General features: G+C 49.6%; 13 protein-coding genes. 7 read left to right on the top strand and 6 right to left on the bottom strand.

Translation table 11 applies throughout. The annotated features are described in order from the left end of the window. Positions 1–461: 461 nt before the first annotated feature. Positions 462–1,814, bottom strand: a complete 1,353-nt coding sequence (gene purB, locus J3P34_RS21980) for an adenylosuccinate lyase (protein WP_210490769.1) — start codon at positions 1,812–1,814, stop codon at positions 462–464. Between the two features lie 224 nt (positions 1,815–2,038). On the opposite strand from purB, the gene J3P34_RS21975 reads away from it, so the two are divergent. Beyond that, on the top strand, positions 2,039–4,051 hold the full coding sequence (locus J3P34_RS21975) for a biosynthetic peptidoglycan transglycosylase (RefSeq protein WP_210490768.1): 2,013 nt from the start codon (positions 2,039–2,041) through the stop codon (positions 4,049–4,051). A gap of 182 nt (positions 4,052–4,233) precedes the next feature. On the opposite strand, the gene J3P34_RS21970 is transcribed toward J3P34_RS21975, so the two are convergent. The 3 genes from J3P34_RS21970 to hemG form a co-directional block, all read right to left on the bottom strand. After that, complete coding sequence (locus J3P34_RS21970; RefSeq protein WP_210465542.1) at positions 4,234–5,196, bottom strand: TerC family protein; 963 nt, start codon at positions 5,194–5,196, stop codon at positions 4,234–4,236. Between the two features lie 173 nt (positions 5,197–5,369). Next, positions 5,370–6,119: a polyprenol monophosphomannose synthase gene (locus tag J3P34_RS21965; RefSeq protein WP_210465541.1), complete on the bottom strand. Its 750-nt coding sequence runs from the start codon at positions 6,117–6,119 to the stop codon at positions 5,370–5,372. 24 nt (positions 6,120–6,143) lie between these two features. Further along, on the bottom strand, positions 6,144–7,484 hold the full coding sequence (gene hemG, locus J3P34_RS21960) for a protoporphyrinogen oxidase (RefSeq protein ID WP_210490767.1): 1,341 nt from the start codon (positions 7,482–7,484) through the stop codon (positions 6,144–6,146). Positions 7,485–7,613: 129 nt separating this feature from the next. On the opposite strand from hemG, the gene J3P34_RS21955 reads away from it, so the two are divergent. Then, positions 7,614–8,150, top strand: a complete 537-nt coding sequence (locus tag J3P34_RS21955) for a D-glycero-alpha-D-manno-heptose-1,7-bisphosphate 7-phosphatase (RefSeq protein WP_210490766.1) — start codon at positions 7,614–7,616, stop codon at positions 8,148–8,150. A 413-nt stretch (positions 8,151–8,563) separates the two neighbouring features. Here the strand turns inward: J3P34_RS21955 and J3P34_RS21950 are convergent, their stop codons facing one another. Continuing rightward, positions 8,564–9,964 carry a type III PLP-dependent enzyme domain-containing protein gene (locus J3P34_RS21950; protein WP_210490765.1) on the bottom strand — a complete coding sequence of 467 codons (1,401 nt, stop codon included), beginning with the start codon at positions 9,962–9,964 and terminating at the stop codon, positions 8,564–8,566. An 85-nt stretch (positions 9,965–10,049) separates the two neighbouring features. Here J3P34_RS21950 and J3P34_RS21945 point away from each other — a divergent pair, with 85 nt between their 5' ends. From J3P34_RS21945 to J3P34_RS21930, 4 genes are all read left to right on the top strand, one after another. Beyond that, entirely contained in the window at positions 10,050–11,030 is a 981-nt protein-coding gene (locus J3P34_RS21945) for an arginase (protein ID WP_210490764.1), read from the top strand. A 6-nt stretch (positions 11,031–11,036) separates the two neighbouring features. After that, a complete protein-coding gene (gene argS, locus J3P34_RS21940) occupies positions 11,037–12,833 on the top strand; it encodes an arginine--tRNA ligase (protein ID WP_210490763.1) in 1,797 nt (598 codons plus the stop codon). Between the two features lie 190 nt (positions 12,834–13,023). Next, positions 13,024–13,611: a glutathione peroxidase gene (locus tag J3P34_RS21935; protein WP_210490762.1), complete on the top strand. Its 588-nt coding sequence runs from the start codon at positions 13,024–13,026 to the stop codon at positions 13,609–13,611. Between the two features lie 9 nt (positions 13,612–13,620). Then, on the top strand, positions 13,621–14,559 hold the full coding sequence (locus tag J3P34_RS21930) for a 1,4-dihydroxy-2-naphthoate polyprenyltransferase (RefSeq protein WP_345890394.1): 939 nt from the start codon (positions 13,621–13,623) through the stop codon (positions 14,557–14,559). A gap of 97 nt (positions 14,560–14,656) precedes the next feature. Here the strand turns inward: J3P34_RS21930 and J3P34_RS21925 are convergent, their stop codons facing one another. Continuing rightward, positions 14,657–16,156: a DEAD/DEAH box helicase gene (locus J3P34_RS21925; RefSeq protein ID WP_246853852.1), complete on the bottom strand. Its 1,500-nt coding sequence runs from the start codon at positions 16,154–16,156 to the stop codon at positions 14,657–14,659. Positions 16,157–16,787: 631 nt separating this feature from the next. Here J3P34_RS21925 and J3P34_RS21920 point away from each other — a divergent pair. Next, positions 16,788–19,424, top strand: coding sequence for a T9SS type A sorting domain-containing protein (locus tag J3P34_RS21920; protein WP_210490760.1), 2,637 nt, complete (start codon positions 16,788–16,790; stop codon positions 19,422–19,424). The last annotated feature ends 128 nt before the right edge of the window (positions 19,425–19,552 follow it).

The following is a 19,552-nucleotide window of genomic DNA, read 5'->3' as shown; positions in this document are numbered from 1 at the left end:
TCACACGCGGGAGAGTAGGTAGCCGCCAACCCCACCTTTGGAACCCCGTTCTGCTGCTGCAGGATGGGGTTCTCTGCGTTTACAGGGGAAACGGGGAGGGGAAGGAGGGGCCTGCCCTTGGGCTGTACTGGGAATAATCTGCAGGTATAAGGGTTCCCCATAGGATGCACTCCATATATTATAGGTGTAAGCAAAAAGGTCTGCGCTCCAAATTAGGTCGCAGGCCTTTTTGCGTTATAACAATCATATTGGAAAACGGGTCTAAAATTAACTTGTTATCTCCATTGCAATGATATGCTTCTTTGCCATTTATGTTAAGGTGTTTTCAGCTTCTTTTTGAATAAACCAGCAGAAAGGAAAATCTTAATATGCTTCATATCCTTCTCTCATTTTTAATATCAAAGAAAAGGCCTACTGTTTTCAAGTTAACAGTAGGCCTTTTCTTTAAAGGTGGATTGACTTTAGTAAAGTGTAATCCCGGTGAAGGTGAAAGGGGTGATCAACCTCAACTCAGCCTTGATTTCATTTGATACATCCAAGGTATCTATAAAATCCTTGATGGACGATTCTGTGATTTTAGTGTTAGTTCTTGTTAGGGCTTTCAATGCTTCATAGGGTGCTGGGTAGCCCTCTCTACGTAACACCGTTTGGATGGCTTCGGCTACTACGGCCCAGTTTTCCTCCAGGTGATTGTCTAGCGCTTCCCTGTTCAACTGTAATTTGCCAATTCCTTTTTCCAGGGACTTCAAAGCTAACAATGAATGTGAGACGGGAACCCCAATGTTTCTAAGGACAGTGGAGTCCGTCAAATCTCTTTGCAGTCTGGAAATGGGTAGTTTTTCTGATAGGTAAGCGAAAATAGCATTGGCCATTCCCAGGTTGCCTTCGGCGTTTTCAAAATCAATTGGGTTGACTTTATGCGGCATAGCCGATGAACCAATCTCGCCCTCTTTGATTTTTTGCTTGAAATATCCCATTGAGATGTATTGCCACACATCGCGGGCAAAATCTACCAAAATGGTATTGATTCTTTTGATGTTGTCAAAGAGTGCAGCCAGATGATCATAATGCTCAATCTGGGTGGTCACCTGACTTCTTTTTAAACTAAGTTTATCCTGGAGGAATTTATTTCCAAATGCTACCCAGTCTATAGAAGGATAAGCCACAAAGTGGGCGTTGAAGTTACCTGTGGCACCGCCGAATTTACCGGCGAACGGAATCTGCTCTAATAAAAGAAGTTGTTGTTCCAGACGTTCTACAAATACCTGGATCTCTTTTCCCAAGCGGGTGGGGGATGCAGGTTGTCCGTGGGTATGGGCCAGCATCGGAATGTCTTTCCACTCAATAGCCAAAGCCGTTAAAGTGTCTTTTATTTTGTTAAGGAGTGGTAGGTACTCTTTCTGGATGGCTTCCTGCAGTGACATCGGGATGGCGGTGTTGTTGATGTCCTGGGAGGTGAGGCCGAAATGCACAAACTCCTTTGTTTCTCCTATGCCAAGTTTCTCTAGCTTGTCCTTCAGGAAATACTCTACTGCCTTCACATCGTGGTTCGTTACCTTCTCTGTCTCTTTGATGGCCTGGGCATCTTCCAGCGAAAAGTCTTCGTAGATTTTCCGCATATCGGCATAAAGGTTGCTATCAAAGCCTTTAAGTTGAGGCAAAGGAAGCTCACAGAGGGAGATAAAGTATTCAACCTCTACAAGAAGGCGGTAACGGATAAGGGCAAATTCAGAGAAGTAGGCAGCAAGCGGCGCTACCTGGTTACGGTAGCGTCCATCTATAGGAGAAATGGCGGTAAGCGCAGTTAAATTCATAAATTCAGATTTTACCCAAAGATATAAAGGAAGATGAGAACCTCTAGCTACCTGAACTTAAACCCAGTTCTTAATCGTTTCTTTTCATAAACCTTGTACTTTACCCTCCGTAATTACCCAGTTGCAGTGCCAGGAGTTTTTAGGTATCGGGTATTGCGTTACTTTTGCAAGTTGGAGCTAGAATAAAGTATGGCTCTTGATTATAACTAACTATACAAAGCACCTTGTCAAGATTCACAGATTTTTTTGCCAGGAATAAGAAGAAGTTTCTGATTGGGTTGGGGGTATTCGCCTCAGTTCTGATTTTAGGCTTCGTGGTGTTCCTGCTGAACCGGGAGAAGATTCTAAAGTACGCGGTGGCCAAAGCCATCCAGAAAGTGGAGAATAAATATCCGGCCAAGCTCAGGATCGGGAATGCCCGGTTTGTGGACCTGAACACTGTTTTGGTCACTGATATTGCTTTATTACCCCATGACCGACCCAAATTGCTGCAGATTGATACTGTAGAGGCAACCGTGAGTTTCAGGTCGCTCTTTTTGGGCCGAATGGTATTCAAGCAGTTTGATATGGCGCAGGGCGCCATCACGGCCTTTAAGCAGGATAGCGTAGATAACTTCTCATTCCTGTATAAAAAGCAAGCCACCGGAGAAGAAGCAGATTCTACCGCCAAGAAAACCTCTAATTACGGTACATTGCTTAACCGGCTCATCGAGACGGCTTTTGAGAACGTGCCAGATGGGGTGAACTTCAGAAACCTGGCTGTGCTGTTCAAGAATGATGGTCGTACCATTAATATGAACCTTCCAACCATGTTGGTAGAGGACGGGGAAATCAATGCGCGCATGACCATTACCACAGAGGCCCTCACTAACATTATGTATGTGAAAGGAGTGATTGACCCAGATAATTACCTGCTCTCGGCTAAATTCTTTGGCGACAACCAGTCTCGTAGTATAGAGGTCCCTTATATTCAGCAAAAATTTGGGGCTACCATGCGGTTTGATACCCTTAGCCTCAGTATCACCGATAAGGTCTACAAAAATAACCAGCTTACCATCAAAGGTGAGTCCAGCGCTTACGGATTGGTGCTGAATCACCCCAAGATTGCGGATGAAAATGTAACAGTGCAGAATGGAGCCATGAAGTACGTCCTGACGTTGGGTGACCATTATTACGCCTTAGGACCAGAGTCTGAGGTGCGCATCAACAAAGCCATTTTCTACCCAGAGGCCACTTATGAAACCCGTCCAAAACGTAAGATTGGGATCAAGATAGATTCACCTGATATTCCGGCTAATGACTTGTTTGCATCTCTGCCTCCTGGGTTGTTTGATACTTTCCAAGGCGTGCAAGCCACCGGTACGTTCAAGTACCGGATGAATTTCTACGTAGACATGGCCCAGGTAGACAGCCTTAAGTTTGACTCTGATTTGGATGCCTCACCAGACTTCAACATCACCCAGTTTGGGCCGGTAGACTTAAGGAAACTAAACCAGGAGTTTACCCATGCAGTCTATGAGAAAGGCAAAGTGGTGAGAACCTTTCAGGTAGGGCCATCCAACCCTAACTTCACGCCATACAACCAGATCCCAAATCACCTGAAGTATGCCATCCTTACCGCCGAAGACCCGCGTTTCATGACGCACAAAGGTTTCCATGAGGGAGCTTTCCGGCATTCATTAATCACCAACATCAAGGAGAACTCCTTTGTGCGGGGCGGTAGTACGGTGTCTATGCAGCTGGTGAAAAACGCTTTTCTAACCAGAAAGAAAACCATCACCAGAAAAGTAGAGGAGGCACTCATTGTCTGGATCATGGAGAACTTGAGGCTTACCACCAAAGAACGTATGTTTGAGGTCTACCTCAATATCATTGAGTGGGGACCAAACGTCTATGGCATCAAAGAGGCGGCCCGGTTCTACTTCTCTAAGGAGCCTAGTCAATTGACCCTGGAAGAAAGTCTTTTCCTGGCCAGCATCGTGCCGAAGCCTAAACAGTACCGTACCTATTTTGATGCCTACGGTGGACTGAGAGCTTATCCGAGGTACTTCTTCAAGCTGATCAGCGGGAACATGCTCAAACGTGGGTTAATCTCGCCCTCGCAGGCAGCCAACGTTTCTACCTATGTGAATCTAAGCGGCCGGGCTGGAAGCTTTATCATCCCTAAACCAGACACTACCCATGTGCAGTTAATGGATACCCTGCAACTGGCGCCTATTGACCTACTGGATTTCTAATAACCCCAGGCATAAAAAAGAAGAGGCTGCGCTCCAACGGAACGCAGCCTCTTCTTTTAGGTACATAACGTATCGAGATTTATTCTACAGGATCCTGTTTTTAAGCCGTTTCAACTAATTCAGCCCTAAAACAGAAGTGTGATCAGGCTATCCCTTGAAGCAGCAAGGCCCCTGGAGAATAGTTAAGCACTGGTTTCTTCTTCCTGTTCCTGGATGGGAACCACTGGGCCTTCTTTCTTAGGGAATACCAGCGAGAGCAGCACAGAGGTGGTCAGGATGAAGGCTACCACCCCCAGGGCTACCAGCATGTTGATTTCATAGTACCCAGAGATAAGCAACTTTACTCCTATGAAGACCAGAATCAAGGACAGGCCATAATGGAGGTAATGGAAAAGCTGCATGATGCCAGAAAGCGCAAAATAAAGGGCCCGTAACCCAAGCAATGCGAAAACATTGGAGGTATACACAATGAATGGATCCTTAGATATGGCCAGGATTGCTGGGATTGAATCCGCAGCGAAAACAATATCCGTGGTCTCCACCATGATGAGTACCAGGAACAGCGGCGTAGCAAAAAGCGTCTTGTCCAGTTTCACGAAGAAGTTACCTTCATAATGTCGGCTGGTCACCGGCATGTAACGGCTTACGAATTTCACCACTGGGTTGGCCTCTGGGTCAATGTCATCGTCTCCAGCGGAAGTGGCCATCTTGATACCGGTGAACACCAGGAACGCGCCTAGAATGTAGACAATGAAGTGGAACTTGGCCAGCAGGGTAACGCCCACCAGAATGAACACTGCCCTGAAGAACAAGGCCCCCAACACGCCCCAGAAAAGGATTTTATGCTGAAACTTTGAGGGAACCTTAAAGAAATTAAAGATGAGGATAAACACAAAGAGGTTGTCTACGCTCAGGGACTTCTCAATGAGGTAGGCCGTGAGGAACTCCAGGGCCGGGCCGCTACCCTTCCAGTAATAGATGAGCACGTTGAAAGCCAGGGAGAGAAGAATCCAGAAGGCACTCCACAGCAAAGCCTCTTTTATTTTTACAACGTGCGTTTTCCGGTGGAAAACAAAGAGGTCTAACGCCAGCAGGATCAGCACGAATGCATTGAACCCCACCCAAAATAAGATATCTGTATTCACGTATCAGGTAATTGATAAGGTGCAGACAGTATCCAGTGGAAGGCAGTTGTTTAGCCCCGCACAGGGGATACCATCATTAAATAGAAAATGAAAGATACGCCTAAACAACCGCAAAACCATGGAAGAGGGGCAAAGCGGCTTCGGTTTTTAAGCTGTTATAAGGAAAACAGGCCCTATACCGCTACTAGCTCACGGCGTTTGAACTGCCGGAAATAGCTGCCTATCTTCATCTGAATCACGCCTATAAATGCCTCCTTGATGATGCCTTTGCTCATTTTAGACTGGCCTTTGGTGCGGTCTGTGAAGATGATGGGCACTTCTTTTATCCTGAAGCCAAATTTATAGGTGAGAAACTTCATCTCAATTTGAAAAGCATAGCCTATGAAGCGGATCTTGTCCAGGTTGATGGTTTCCAGCACCTGTCGGTTATAGCATTTGAAACCTGCGGTAGCGTCATGGATAGGCATGCCGGTGATGAGGCGCACGTAGCGGCTGGCAAAGTAGGAGAGCAGCACCCGGCTCATGGGCCAGTTCACCACGTTTACGCCGCTGCTGTAGCGGCTGCCAATGGCCAGGTCATAGCCTTCCACCGCGCAGGTGTTGTACAGGCTCATCAGGTCATTGGGATTGTGCGAAAAATCGGCGTCCATCTCAAAGATGAACTTATAGCCAGCCTGTAGGGCGTATTTAAAACCGTGGATGTAAGCCGTGCCTAAGCCAAGCTTGCCTTTGCGCTGCTCCAGTAAAAGCCGATCGGGGAACTCAGTCTGCAGATGCATCACCGCCTCGGCAGTGCCGTCTGGGGAATTGTCATCTACAATAAGGACATGGAAAGGGTGGGGCAATGAAAAGACCTTACGGATTATTGCTTCAATGTTTTCTATTTCATTGTAGGTCGGGATGACCACCACGGACTCTTTCATCCCCCAAATATAGCCTATAAGGCCTTAAGGGAGGGAAGGGCGCTGGGAAAAAATTTTCTGGGCCAGCTGTTTCGCATAGCGCACGCAATCCGGAATGGCTGGTCCGGCAACCCAGTTGGTGCAGGCGTACAGTTGGTCCTGCTCCAGCAAGCCAAGCATGAGGTGCACATCGGTGATGAAAATATCGGCTTGCGGAAGCGCCGAGGGCCAACGGTAACAATGCTGGAAAACCGGCAGTGTGGCGGAGATATTGTAGTTCTCCGTGAGTTCCTCATGTACCCTAAGCAGGATCTCGGCCTCAGGCAAACTGGCGAACTCGGCGGCCTGGCTGCCGCCTACATAAGAGGAGAACAGGACTTCATCATCCGGGCAGATACGGGGGAAAAGCGCGCTGCTCCAGACCGTACCTGAACTGAAAGGCTGTTCCTTCTGCGGGTGCATGGCGCCCAATCCATCCAACGGAAACCCGATGGCATGTTTGCGGTAGGCGGTATGCACCACTGTCATGGGCGCGTAGGAAACGTTGTGCAGAGCCGCTGCCAAGCCAGGGGTGGTGAAGTCCAGCAGTTCTGCGGCAGCGTGCGCCGGTAAAGCCACCACTACCGCGTCAAATTCCTCATCGGCTAAGCCCTCTACATCGTGCCTGATGCTGAGCAGGTATTTCCCTTTTGTCTTATGGATCATCTCCACTTTGTGGTCAACGTGCAGAGACACCAATTTAGAGGCGATGGCCTCCGGCAGCGTCTGCAGCCCGTTTAGGAGCGAGACAACCTGTTTGTGCGGAAGGTCTACCTGCAGGTCAAGGGCTTTGAGCACTGAGCCGTGCTGGCGCTCCATTTCCTTAAGTGCCGGAAAGGTTTTCTCCAGCAAGAGTTTATCGGGGTCTCCGCCGTACATGCCGGCCACCATGGGTTTCACCAGGTAGTCCACCACTTCCTGGCCGAAGCGGCGCTTGAAAAAATGGCTAACGGTTTCCTCTGGTACCTCCTGCGGGGGTAATTTCACCTCCTGCGTGATTTTCAGTTTGGTTCGCCAGTGGAAAAAAGAGTCCAGAAGCAGACGCCGGGGAGAGGAGGGGAGGCAGTGGTATTCCCCATCTTTCCGGATATAGCGGTTCTGGCTTCTTGTAGCGGGTCTTATGACTTCGTCCTCCAGCTTGAGTTCCTGGATCAACTCCTCCAATTCCTCGTTCATCTGCAGCGAGTGTGGCCCCAGCTCCAAATGGTAAGCCCCTTTCTGCACGCTCTTGATAACGCCGCCCACCTGGGGTTCGCTTTCAAAAAGGTCATAGCGTATCCCTAGCTTCTGGAGATAGTAAGCCAATGCCAATCCTGAAATTCCGGCGCCTATGATTGCTACTCGCATGAGGGGACAAATTGAGATGTTCTTTCGTACGCAGAAGTGGGCTTCCAGTTTATATCTATTTTGGATAAAATAAGGCAAAAATCCATTTTCCTGTGAAAAGCCTCACCGGTTCTGCCTATTTTTGGACGAATGGAGAATCAGCAACAGCATTTAAAAAGGAAAGCCGTCTTCCTGGACCGCGACGGGGTCCTGAACGTGGAAAGGGGAGACTATACCTGGCGCACCCAGGACTTTGAGGTCTGTGCCGGCGTGCCCGAAGCGTTGGCCTTACTCAAGGAAATGGGCTATTTACTTATTGTGGTCACGAACCAGGCGGGCATCACCAAAGGCCTGTATTCCAAAGCCGATGTACTGGCCTGCCATCAGAAACTGCAGGACGCCTGCGGACAGCTTCTGGATGATCTTTATATGGCACCCGGTCACCCATCCGTTTCTGAGTCCCTTTCCCGCAAGCCAGACAGCCTCATGCTGGAGCGGGCCATCGCTAAGTACAATTTAGATCCAATGGCTTGCTGGCTCGTGGGAGACCAGCCCCGGGATATTCAGGCCGCCGCGAAATGCGGGATCTCTGGGATACTGGTGGGGCCACATCCGGCAGGCACGCACGTGCAGCAGGAAAGAGATTTGCTGGCCGCTGCCCAGTGGATTGCAAGCCAGGCCAAATAGGAGAATAAGGGAATTCTGTTTACGAGTCATTTTCCTGAAAACAGGGCTAAAACGCCATGGGTAAACTGGCTGTTTATTTCCCATTTTCAGAAAGCACCATAAAAAGAAAGGCCCGGAAGCTGACTTCCGGGCCTTCAATAAGATTATATTAAATCAGAAGAACGTTATCCGTTCACTTTGTTCGTTTGCGGAGTCTTGGCAACAGCTTTCGCCATTACTTTTTGCTCCACCGAGCGATCAGATTTTTGTGAATAGGCGGGGCAAGTAGACGATTTGCAGGATGCAAAGCCCAACATACAGATTGAAGCGAATAAAAAGAGGTTCTTCATATTATTAATTATACAACATATAGGTATTCTACTTCAAATCTACAGTTTTTGTTTAGGATTATTATTCTTTTGAAGAAATATTTCTTAATCCTTATATCCAAGTATTTGAAGCATGGAATCCACGTCCTGCTCCTCGGCAAAAACCCATGACTTCAACTCGCCGTTTGCCTCGCGGTCAATGATGATATGCTTGGGCGAGGGAATCAAACAATGCTTGATTCCGCCGTACCCGCTCAGGCTTTCCTGGTAGGCGCCCGTGTGGAAGAATCCAATATACTGCGGCTCTGGTTGCTCCTTCTGGATCTTAGGCAAGAACACCTGGAAAGAGTGCATCTCTGAGTTGTAGTAGTCCTGGCTGTCGCAGGTAAGGCCACCAATGTTCAGGCGCTGGTAGTTTTTATCCCAGTTGTTCAAGGCCAGCAGAATGTAGCGTTGGTTCAGAGCCCAGGTATCCGGCAGGTTGGTGATGAACGAACCGTCAATCATGTACCACAACTCTTTGTCATTCTGTAGTTTGGTATCCAGGATGGAGTACACGTGCGCGCCGCTTTCCCCCACGGTGTAGATCCCGAACTCGGTGAAGATATTCGGTTCCTGCACCCCTTCTGCTTTGCAGATGTTCTGGATGGTGCGCAGAATCTCCTCAATCATGTACCGGTAGTTGTAATCAAACTGGATAGAGGTTTTAATTGGGAAACCGCCACCAATATCAATGGTGTCCAGCTCTGGGCACAGCTTCTTCATCTCGCAGTACTTGTGCACAAAACGGCTCAGTTCTGACCAGTAGTAAGAAGTATCCTTAATGCCTGTATTGATAAAATAGTGAAGCATCTTCAGTTTGAACTTAGGATTATTCGCTATCTTGGTTTTATACAGGTCTACTACGTCATTGTAGTTGATACCCAGGCGCGAGGTGTAGAACTGGAACTTAGGCTCTTCGTCAGAGGCCAGCCTGATGCCCACCTGGCACTCGCCGGTTACGTGTTGCTCATAGTGGTCAATCTCGCCCAGGTGGTCCAGCACCGGGGTTACGTTCTTGAAGCCGTCATTGAGCATAGAGGTGATGTGGTCACGGTAGAGCTCGCGCTTGAAGCCGTTGCACACCACAAATACGTCTTTGTTCACCTTGCCTTTTTCGTACAGGGCCCGGATGATGGGCATGTCAAAGGAAGACGAGGTCTCAATATGGATGTCATTCTTCAGGGCCTCTTCCAGTACAAAAGAGAAGTGCGATGACTTGGTGCAGTAGCAATAGGTGTAGGTACCCTGATAATTCAGCTTCTCCATGGACTCCCGGAAAAGGATTTTCGCCTTCTGTATCTGGGAGCTGATTTTAGGCAAATAGGTGAGGCGCAACGGGGTGCCGTATTGCTTCACCAGTTCCATCATAGGGATGCCGTTGAAATATAGTTCGTTATCGTGAACGGTGAATTCCTCAGTGGGGAAATCAAAGGTTTGGTGTATTAGGTCTGTGTATTTATCCATTATAATCTAAAGGGCTATCCCCAACGGATAGCGTGCGAAATTGCTTGTATTTTACCATCTTTGCAAAAACTAGTTTCCGTTTTGCATGAAAAAAATCAGACTGATAGAAGTGAAATCTGAGCTTGGGGCGGGCACTCGCGGAGCTAGTTTGGGCGTAGATGCCCTCAAGATCGCATGCCTGAACAAACAGTCAGATTATTTCAAACGGTTCACCGCCGTGGAGGTGCCCAACCTCAATGACGTGCTGTTTGAAAAAAACCTGTTCCCGTACGCCAAATACATTGACAGTGTGCTGCAGACGTACAAACGCATCAGTAACACTGTTGAACAAACATTGGAGCTGGGAATGTTCCCGCTGGTGCTAGCCGGAGACCATTCCAATGCGGGGGGCACTATTGCCGGCATCAAGGCCGCTTACCCAGATAAAACGCTGGGGGTGATCTGGGTAGACGCCCACGCCGATATACACTCGCCGTACACCACGCCCTCCGGTAACATGCACGGCATGCCGTTGGCGGTTTCCCTCTCTGAAGACAACCTGGAGCGCAAGGTGAACGACCCAGACCCTGAGACCATCTTCTTCTGGGAGGCCCTCAAGAAGGTAGGCACAGACCAGCCAAAGATCAAACACCAGCATATTGTCTATATTGTGACCCGCAGCTATGAGAAGCCCGAGGTCTACCTGTTTGACAAGCATAACATCAAAAACTTCACCTACCCCGAGGTGATGGCCAAAGGCATTGAGCAGGTGGCCGAGGAAGCCCTTGCTCGCCTGCGGGATTGTGATATCATCTACGTTTCTTTTGACGTGGACAGCCTGGACTCTAAGTTCTCCAAAGGTACCGGTACTCCGGTAGAGGTGGGCTTGAACGTGGCCCAGGCCAAAGAACTGTGTTACCTTTTGGTGAGCGACCCCAAGGTGGTTTGCTTTGAGATGGTGGAGATCAACCCAACCCTGGACGCAGAGAATACCATGGCGCAGAACGCCTTTGAAATTTTAGAACACACTACAGAAGCTATTCAGGACCGGTTGGCCAAAGAGGCGCAGTCAGTACCTATGGCTTAAAGACAGATGAAACAACTTGAAACCCAGATTGCCCAGGCGCTGAGCCAGGCTTTACAAGATACTTTCCAGCATACGCTGCCCGCAGAGCAGATTAATCTACAACCCACGCGCAAAGAGTTTGCCGGCACGTTCACGTTTGTGACCTTCCCGCTAACCAAAGCCCTGGGCAAAGGCCCTGAGCAGATTGGCCAGGCCTTGGGCGAGGCGCTGACGCAGGTTTCAGAGCAGGTGGCCGGCTACAACGTGGTCAAAGGCTTCCTGAACATTGAAATCAAAGACAGCGTGTGGCTACAGCAGTTCGCGGAGCAGGTTTCCGGTTTAGGGGCTAATTTGGCAGAAACAGGCCCTAAACAGAAAGTGATAGTAGAGTACTCCTCGCCTAACACAAACAAGCCGCTGCACCTGGGCCATTTGCGCAATAACTTCCTGGGGTACTCCGTAGCCGAGATCCTTAAGGCCGCTGGCCGCGAGGTAATTAAAGCCAATTTGGTGAATGACCGCGGCATCCACATCTGCAAGTCAATGATCGCCTACGAGAAATTCGGGCAGGGCGAGACGCCGCAGAGCGCCGGCATCAAAGGCGACCACCTGGTGGGCAAATACTACGTGGAGTTTGACAAAGCCTACAAGCAGGAGATTGACCAGTTGGTAGCCCAAGGCGTAGACAAGGAGCAGGCCAAAAAGCAAGCGCCGCTCATGCTGGAAACCCAGGAAATGCTACAGAAATGGGAACAGCATGACCCCGCCACTATCGCGCTATGGGAGAAGATGAACGGCTGGGTGTACGAGGGCTTCCATGAAACCTACCAGAACATCGGGGTTGATTTCGATAAGTTCTACTATGAGTCCGGCACTTACTTGCTGGGCAAAGACCGTGTGGAGGAAGGCCTGGAAAAAGGCGTTTTCTTCAAGAAACCCGATGGCTCTGTTTGGATTGACCTCACTGAGGAAGGCCTGGACGAGAAACTGGTGCTCCGCGCCGACGGAACCTCGGTGTACATCACGCAGGACCTCGGTACCGCCGAACTCAAATACCAGGATTTCCACTACGACCAGTCTGTGTACGTGGTGGCCGATGAGCAGAATTACCATTTCCAGGTTTTAAAGGCGATTCTGAAGAAATTGCAGAAACCCTACGCCGACGGCATTTATCATTTGTCTTACGGCATGGTGGACCTGCCCAGCGGCAAGATGAAGTCCCGCGAGGGAACCGTGGTAGACGCCGATGAGCTGGTGGAGGAGATGATTGACACCGCCCGCCAGAAAACCGATGAACTAGGCAAGATTGAGGGCTTCACCCCGGAGGAGGCGCAGAAACTCTACCACACCCTGGCCATGGGCGCGCTCAAGTACTTCCTGCTGAAGGTAGACCCCAAGAAGCGGATGCTGTTCAACCCCGAAGAGTCCATCGACTTCAAGGGCAATACCGGTCCGTTCATCCAGTACACCCACGCGCGTATTGCCGCCATCCAGCGAAAGGCGAACGAACTGGGCATCTCGGCCACGGCTGATGCTTTTGCCGGGGTGGAACAATTGCACGAGACCGAGCGCGAAGTCTTGGTGCTGCTGAACTACGCAGATTCTATCATTGACGAGGCGGCCCGCAATTACGCGCCGTCTATCATTGCCCAGTACGCTTTTGACGTGGCCAAGGCTTATAACCGCTTCTATACCGAGGTGCCTATCTTCCAGGAGGCCAATGCCCGGGTGCTGAGTTTCCGGATCGCCTTGTCTGCGCAGGTGGCCAAAACCCTGAAACTGGTGATGGGCTTGCTGGGGATTTCGGTACCGGAGCGTATGTAATTTGTCTAAGAGGCAAAGATCAGAGAATCGGAAGGGAAGCAGGAAACGTTAAAGGAGGAAGGCCGGGATTGCTTTAGGCCGGTTTTGGTGAAAACAGCTCTAAAACGGAGAAGCCTTCTTCCTTGGCTTGACAGAGAAGTAACAGAACATATTTTATACATAACGGTTAAGGAAATAAACCATTTGCATTATGCTACAGCTTGTAACCCTATTCTCGCTTTCTCTCATGATGGCCTGCTCTTCGCCGGCTGCCAAGACCCCGGAGACACCAACCGCAACCAACATGAATACAGCCACGGCCTCTTCCTCTATCTATGACATTCCGTTGAAGACCATTGACGGAAAAGACACCAGCCTGAAGAAATACAAAGGCAAGAAGGTACTCATTGTGAATGTCGCCTCTGAGTGTGGTTTCACGCCGCAGTACGCAGACCTGGAGAAACTCCACAAACTGCATGGCGACAAAGTGGTGGTGCTGGGTTTCCCGGCCAATGACTTTGGTGGTCAGGAGAAAGGCTCCAACGAGGAAATTGCCCAGTTCTGCCAGAAGAACTTCGGGGTGACCTTCCCCATGTTCCAGAAAGCCTCTGTGATAGGCGCCGAGCAGCAGCCGCTCTACAAGTGGCTCACCAGCAAAGAAGCCAACGGTAGCAACACCAGCGCCCCTTCCTGGAACTTCTGCAAGTACCTCATCAGCGAAGAAGGCCAAATCATTAAATTCTATCCTTCCAAAGTTTCTCCTCTGAGCGAGGAGTTGCTGCGTGACATCAATAGCTAACAGTTTTAAGTGGATTTAGAGATAACGGCCCCAAAACGGCCAACAGCGGGCACGTGGGTATCGGCTTTCCGGTTACGCACGCTGCCCCTTTCTTTGTCTTGTATTGGCATGGGTGGTTTCCTGGCTGCCGCCGACCATCTTTCCCGTTGGCCGGTATTGCTGCTTTGCGTCCTGACCACGCTTTTCCTGCAAATCCTGTCTAACCTGGCAAACGACTACGGAGACACCAAACACGGCGCCGATAGCCTACACCGCGAAGGGCCGAAACGGGCCGTGCAGGCCGGGCAGATCTCACCCGGGCAGATGCGAACCGCCATCATAGTATTCAGTCTTTTGTCCTTGGTTTCTGGTATAGGATTGCTGTGGGTAGCTTTGGGAACTTCGGGATTATACCTGTTCCTGTTCTTCCTGCTCTTGGGTATTGGCGCTATTTGGGCGGCCATTGGCTACACCAACGGCGGCAAACCTTACGGGTATGCCGGATTGGGCGATATCTCGGTTTTCTTCTTCTTCGGTTGGGTAGGGGTGCTGGGGACTTACTTTCTGCAGACTGAACGCATCTTCTCAGAACTGCTGCTGCCGGCCTCCAGCCTGGGTTTCTTCTCAGCAGCCGTACTGAACGTGAACAACATCCGCGATATTAAATCAGATGAGTTGGCGGGCAAACGGTCGGTGCCTGTACGTTTGGGCGCGTTGCGGGCCCGGAGGTACCATATGGTGTTGCTGCTGGCGGGCATCCTGTGCACGGTGGTGTTTGTCTGGGTGCGGGAGAACGCGACGTACTGGCCCTGGCTCTTTCTGGGTTCCCTGCCGCTGCTGATCTTCAACGGTCGCGAGGTGAAACGCCGGCAAACCCCCGCCCAACTGGATCCGCTCCTGAAACAAATGGCCCTTTCTACCCTTTGCTTTGTTTTGCTGCTGGGCATCGGGCTGCTGCTGGATAGATAATTACAGCTGATAGCTTAAAGAAACGCCCCTGTTCTAAGGCCGATTTCACAAAATCGGCCTTAGAACAGGGGCGTTAAACGTTATGGTGGGTTCTGATTTACTCTGCTGAAGCAGCGGGCGGAGCTTGGGTTACATGGCCTACTTCCGTAGCTCTTGAGCCGGCTGGCTTTTTACGGCGCTTTTTCTTACGCTTTATTGCTTCTCCTTCACCTCTGGGTTCCTGTGGTTGCCCTTCTGCCCGGGGCGGTCGGGGCGTAGTACCTTCAGCGGGAGCAGCACCGGCTGGTTTCTCGCCGCGGGGTTTGCCGTCTCTTCTCCGATTGTTGTCGCGGCTTCCGCCGCCCTCGCGACGTCTGCCTTCCGGACGACCGCCTTCTGGTTTGGCGCCTCTTCCTTCCGGTCTGCCTCCCCGGCCGCGGCTACCACCTCTTTTGCTGTTGCCTACCGGGTCAAAAGCCGGGCCTTCGCCTAGGCCTTCGGGTAAAGGCAGTTTAGGCAGCTCGCGCTCAATCAGTTTCTCTATCTTTACCAGACGCTCCTGGTCTTGCTCGTTTACAAACGTGATAGCAGTACCAGAAGTCTCGGCGCGGGCCGTCCGCCCGATGCGGTGCACATAATCCTCCGCGTCCTGGGGCACGTCAAAGTTCACCACGTGGCTAATGCCTTCCACGTCAATCCCGCGGGACATCACGTCAGTGGCCACCAACACCTGAAGTTGCTTGTTCCGGAAACGCTGGAGGGTGGCTTCGCGCTCATCCTGGGTACGGTCAGAACTGATACCTTCGGCCTCGAAGCCCATTTTCTGCAGAGAGCGCACAATGTCGTTTACGGCGTTCTTACGGGAAGTGAACAGGATCATGGTCTGGATCTGCTCGTCTTTGAGGATGTGCTGCAGCACCCGAAGTTTCTGGTTGTCATACACCAGGTAAATGCGCTGGTCTATGTTGGCCGCCGGCTTAGAAATGGAAAGGCTGATCTCCTCAGGGGTCTGCAGGATCTGCTTCGCGAAATTCCGGATTTTAGGCGGCATGGTAGCCGAGAACATCAACGTCTGGCGGTCTTTGGGCAGTTGGGAGATGATCTTCATAAGATCATCCATAAAGCCCATGTCCAGCATTTTATCGGCCTCGTCCAGGATCAGGTACTTCAGTTGGTCCAGTTTCACGTAGCCCATCTGCATGTGCGCGATCAGGCGCCCTGGCGTGGCCACTATGATGTCTGCGCCACTGGTGAGGGCCTTCTTCTGCTGGTCCCAGTTCTGGGCGTTGTTGCCCCCGTAAATGGCAATAGAGGTGGCACCTGTGAAATAGCTCAAGCCCTCTACCTGGTCATCTATCTGCTTGGCCAGCTCGCGGGTGGGTACCAACACCAGGGTGCTGGTGAAATCATATTTGGCCTCGGTGATCTTGCTGAGCGTAGGCACCAGAAAGGCGGCCGTTTTACCAGTACCTGTCTGGGCGCAGGCAATCAGATCCTTTGATTCTAATATGTGCGGGATGGCCTGAGCCTGGATAGGAGTTGCCTGTTTATAACCCATGGACCGAATACCTTCCAGTAAGTCGGGCTGTAGGTTGAAATCATCAAATGTAACACTCATTGTTCTGTATCTTCTTGTAAGCCAGCGGTGCAATTATGCTGGCCCTTGTATTAAGGTCTGTAAAGATAGTCTTTTCTGCCAATTGGTTTGGAGTTGTTTATGAACAAAGAGCCTCAAAACGGAAGTAATTTATCATTTATATATACTTGTTGAATTGTATACAAATTGCACTATATAGAATTTGTAGATAAGATTTTTAAAGGAAGGTTGTTGTAAATATACAATATGAAAAACCCACTGTTTTGGCTGAAAACCCCGTGAATATAAGTTTTTTGGCTTGAAAAAGGGTATTTAATATGATATTTTAAAGAACCTGTTTGTAACATTTTTTTAAAATGCAATTGCGTGAAACCGCAAGTTTAAGCCTCCGTTAAAGCGTGTATAGAAAGAAATTGAAAATAACTAAGTTAGCAAACCTTACATACACTATGAAACAAGCTTTACTTCCCTCCCTTTGCAAATCAGATTAAGTTTAGGTAGTAAATAGATTTATTACCAAGCAAGCTTAAAAATTTAATACCCGCCTAAACCGGAATTTAGGTTCACGGGACAACTACGTCTAATCTACATCCAATTTACCTTAAATACTCCTATCATGAAAAGAACTGTACTTTCATGGGCAAGCACCCTTATGCTTATACTTTTCGGGTTTATAAGTCAGGCGCAAGCCCAATGCTCTGGCTCCAATGAGTGCTTTGACTTTAAACTGGTGAGCGCCACCGCGGTAAATGCCACTACCACCCGCCTCACTTTCTCCGTTAAAACCAACTGCGACAAAGACCTGAGCAACGTGGCCTTTGAGCTGCCAGTTGGCATGAAAGCCGCTAACCCTAAGGGAACCAAATACAACTACACTGTTGAGAACCCTACTAACAATCCTTTCTACTCAGTGAAGTTTGAAGGCAAGGGCATTAGCGGGTACAAGAATGGGGTAGAGGATGTGTTCTCTTATGAGGTAAACACTGCAGCCTACAACCTGATGCCTTCTCTCCGCATCCAGGCCAAAGCCGGTCAGAACGTGGGTGCCGTAACTTTCAACCCTAAGAATTGCGGCTCTTCCAACAACGGGGGCGGTAACAATAACGGTGGTAACAACGGCGGAAATACCGGAGGTAACAACGGCGGTGGAAACTGTAGTGATTCTCAGCCAAGACCAATCATGGGCGACCAGCATCCTTGCCCTGGTGATGTGATCACTTATTGCATTGAGAATGACCGTAATTATACTTCTTTTGAGTGGGATGTGCCAAGAGCGCACGCCGGTGAGCCGCCAGTAGGCTGGGTGATCTTATCTGGACAGGGTACTAAATGCGTGACTGTAAGAGTAGGTCAGAAAAGCGGTACCATGAAAGTGAAAGTGAATGATCCTGTTTGCGGTATTAAAGTAGCCACCCTGCCTGTTAAACCAGGTAAAAGCTTTGAAGTAATTATTTCAGGCCCTGTTTCTATCTGCGTAAAACAACCACAAACTTATACAGCTTCTATCAAGAAAGCGCAAGGAAACGGCAACATCAAAAATAATGAGTTCATCTACAACTGGACTGTCCCTGCAGATTGGAAAATCCAAAGCGGACAAGGCACAGATAAAATCGTGGTAATCCCTGGATCTACTGACGGTGAAGTGAACCTGTATGTGAGTGACAACGCTAAAGTAAGCGGAAACGGCAACAACGGAAACGGAGTTGGGGGATACAAGAAAGGCTACTGCGGTACAGCTTCTGATGGAATCTACGTTGAAACGAAAGAGAATTGCGGTGTAACACCAACTTGCCCAACTATCAAAGTAGATATTACCGGTAAATCGCAGTTCTGCAAAGGAGATGTGCTTACTTTTGATGCAGTAGTTGATGGAGTCGCAAATGCAAAAACCAATGGCGGGGTAGGTACTTCTACCTGGAGTAAACAAAACAAGAAAAACTCTGAAGTTGAGTATGCCTATAACTGGACAGTGCCAACTGGCTGGGAAGTTGTGTCAGGTCAGGGTACTAGCCAGTTGGTTGTAAGAGCCGGAACAAATGCAGGAAACGTAGCAGTGTCAGTAGCTGCCAAGAAGAAGAAAGACCCTTCATATTGCGGAAATGGATCAGATAACCACCCGGTAACTGTAAGCCCAGTATGCGGTTCTTGCCCTAAACCAGAGCTTGAGGTAGACGGTCCTTCAGAAGTATGCCATGCCACTGATGACAGATATACATTCAGAGTAAAGAATCCTAAGCTTGGGGTGAAATATCACTTCTACCTGCCAGAAGAATTTACAGTAGTGGAAAGCGGCAATGGATTTGTAACGATAGATGTTAACTCAGCTAACAATGATACTACCTTGTATGTGACAGTTGTCGCTATCAACGCAAACAACTGTGGTGCCGAGGCAGTTTGCCTGAAAGTTGATGTGAAAGACTGCGGAACAACTCCTCCATGTGTGATGCCTAAAGTTGCCCTGGTTGCTCCAGACACTATCTGTAACTTAGCCGATGAGCCAACAACCATTAGAGTAGCTGAAATGCAGGAAGGCGTTACCTACACCTTCACCGTACCAGAAGGGTTCATCGTGCTGGATGAAGGCGCAGGATACGTAACCGTGGTAGCAGTGTTTGAAGAAGCCCAATTAGGTCAGGCACAAACCATCTCGGTAACCGCCACCAACGAGTGCGGCACCCAGACAGCCAACGCTTCAATTGTAGTAGCAGACTGCGGACTTGGTAACCCACTTCCTGTAGCACTTACCAGATTTGAAGGATCTTCTCGCAGCGGCGCCGTAGTATTGGCCTGGAGCACAGCTTCTGAGAAAAACAACGACCGCTTTGAGATTGAGCGTAGCATCAACGGCAAAGACTTCAAGAAAGTGGGTGAAGTGAAAGGAAACGGAAACTCAACTGCCACCGTGGACTATTCTTACACAGACCGCAGCGCAGCCTCCGGAACCGTATACTACCGCCTGAGACAAGTTGACTTTGACAATGCCTTTGAATACTCCAAAGTGATTGCAGTAAGTCACGCCGCCACTGCCAGCAGCAATGCCGCAGTAAGTGTATACCCTAACCCGGTAACCGATGGCAGAGTGAGCATCCGCTTCCAGGATCAAGTGAAAGGCAGTGCCACAGTTCGTCTGGTAGACTTGAGCGGCAGAGTGCTTCACGCCCAGGAGGTAGCCAGCGTGGAAGGCGAGATAGCCCTGAACCTGACCAACCTTAACCTGAAAGCCGGTATCTACCTGATCTCAGTAAACGCCAACGGCCAGAACACTACCCAGCGCGTGATGGTGAGATAAAAGAAAAGAGTGATAGGATGTTAAACAGGCAGCGACCAAAAGTCGCTGCCTGTTTCCGTTTTAGGGCTGTTTTTGCCAAACAATCGGTTTTGTAGAAAGGAAGCTGTTAAAGGGAAGGCGAGGGGTTG

The organism is Rufibacter aurantiacus (assembly GCF_017916345.1).
Lineage (GTDB): Bacteria > Bacteroidota > Bacteroidia > Cytophagales > Hymenobacteraceae > Nibribacter > Nibribacter roseolus.
Note: the sequence above shows the minus strand (reverse complement) of the source record. Positions and strands in the feature narration are given on the sequence as shown.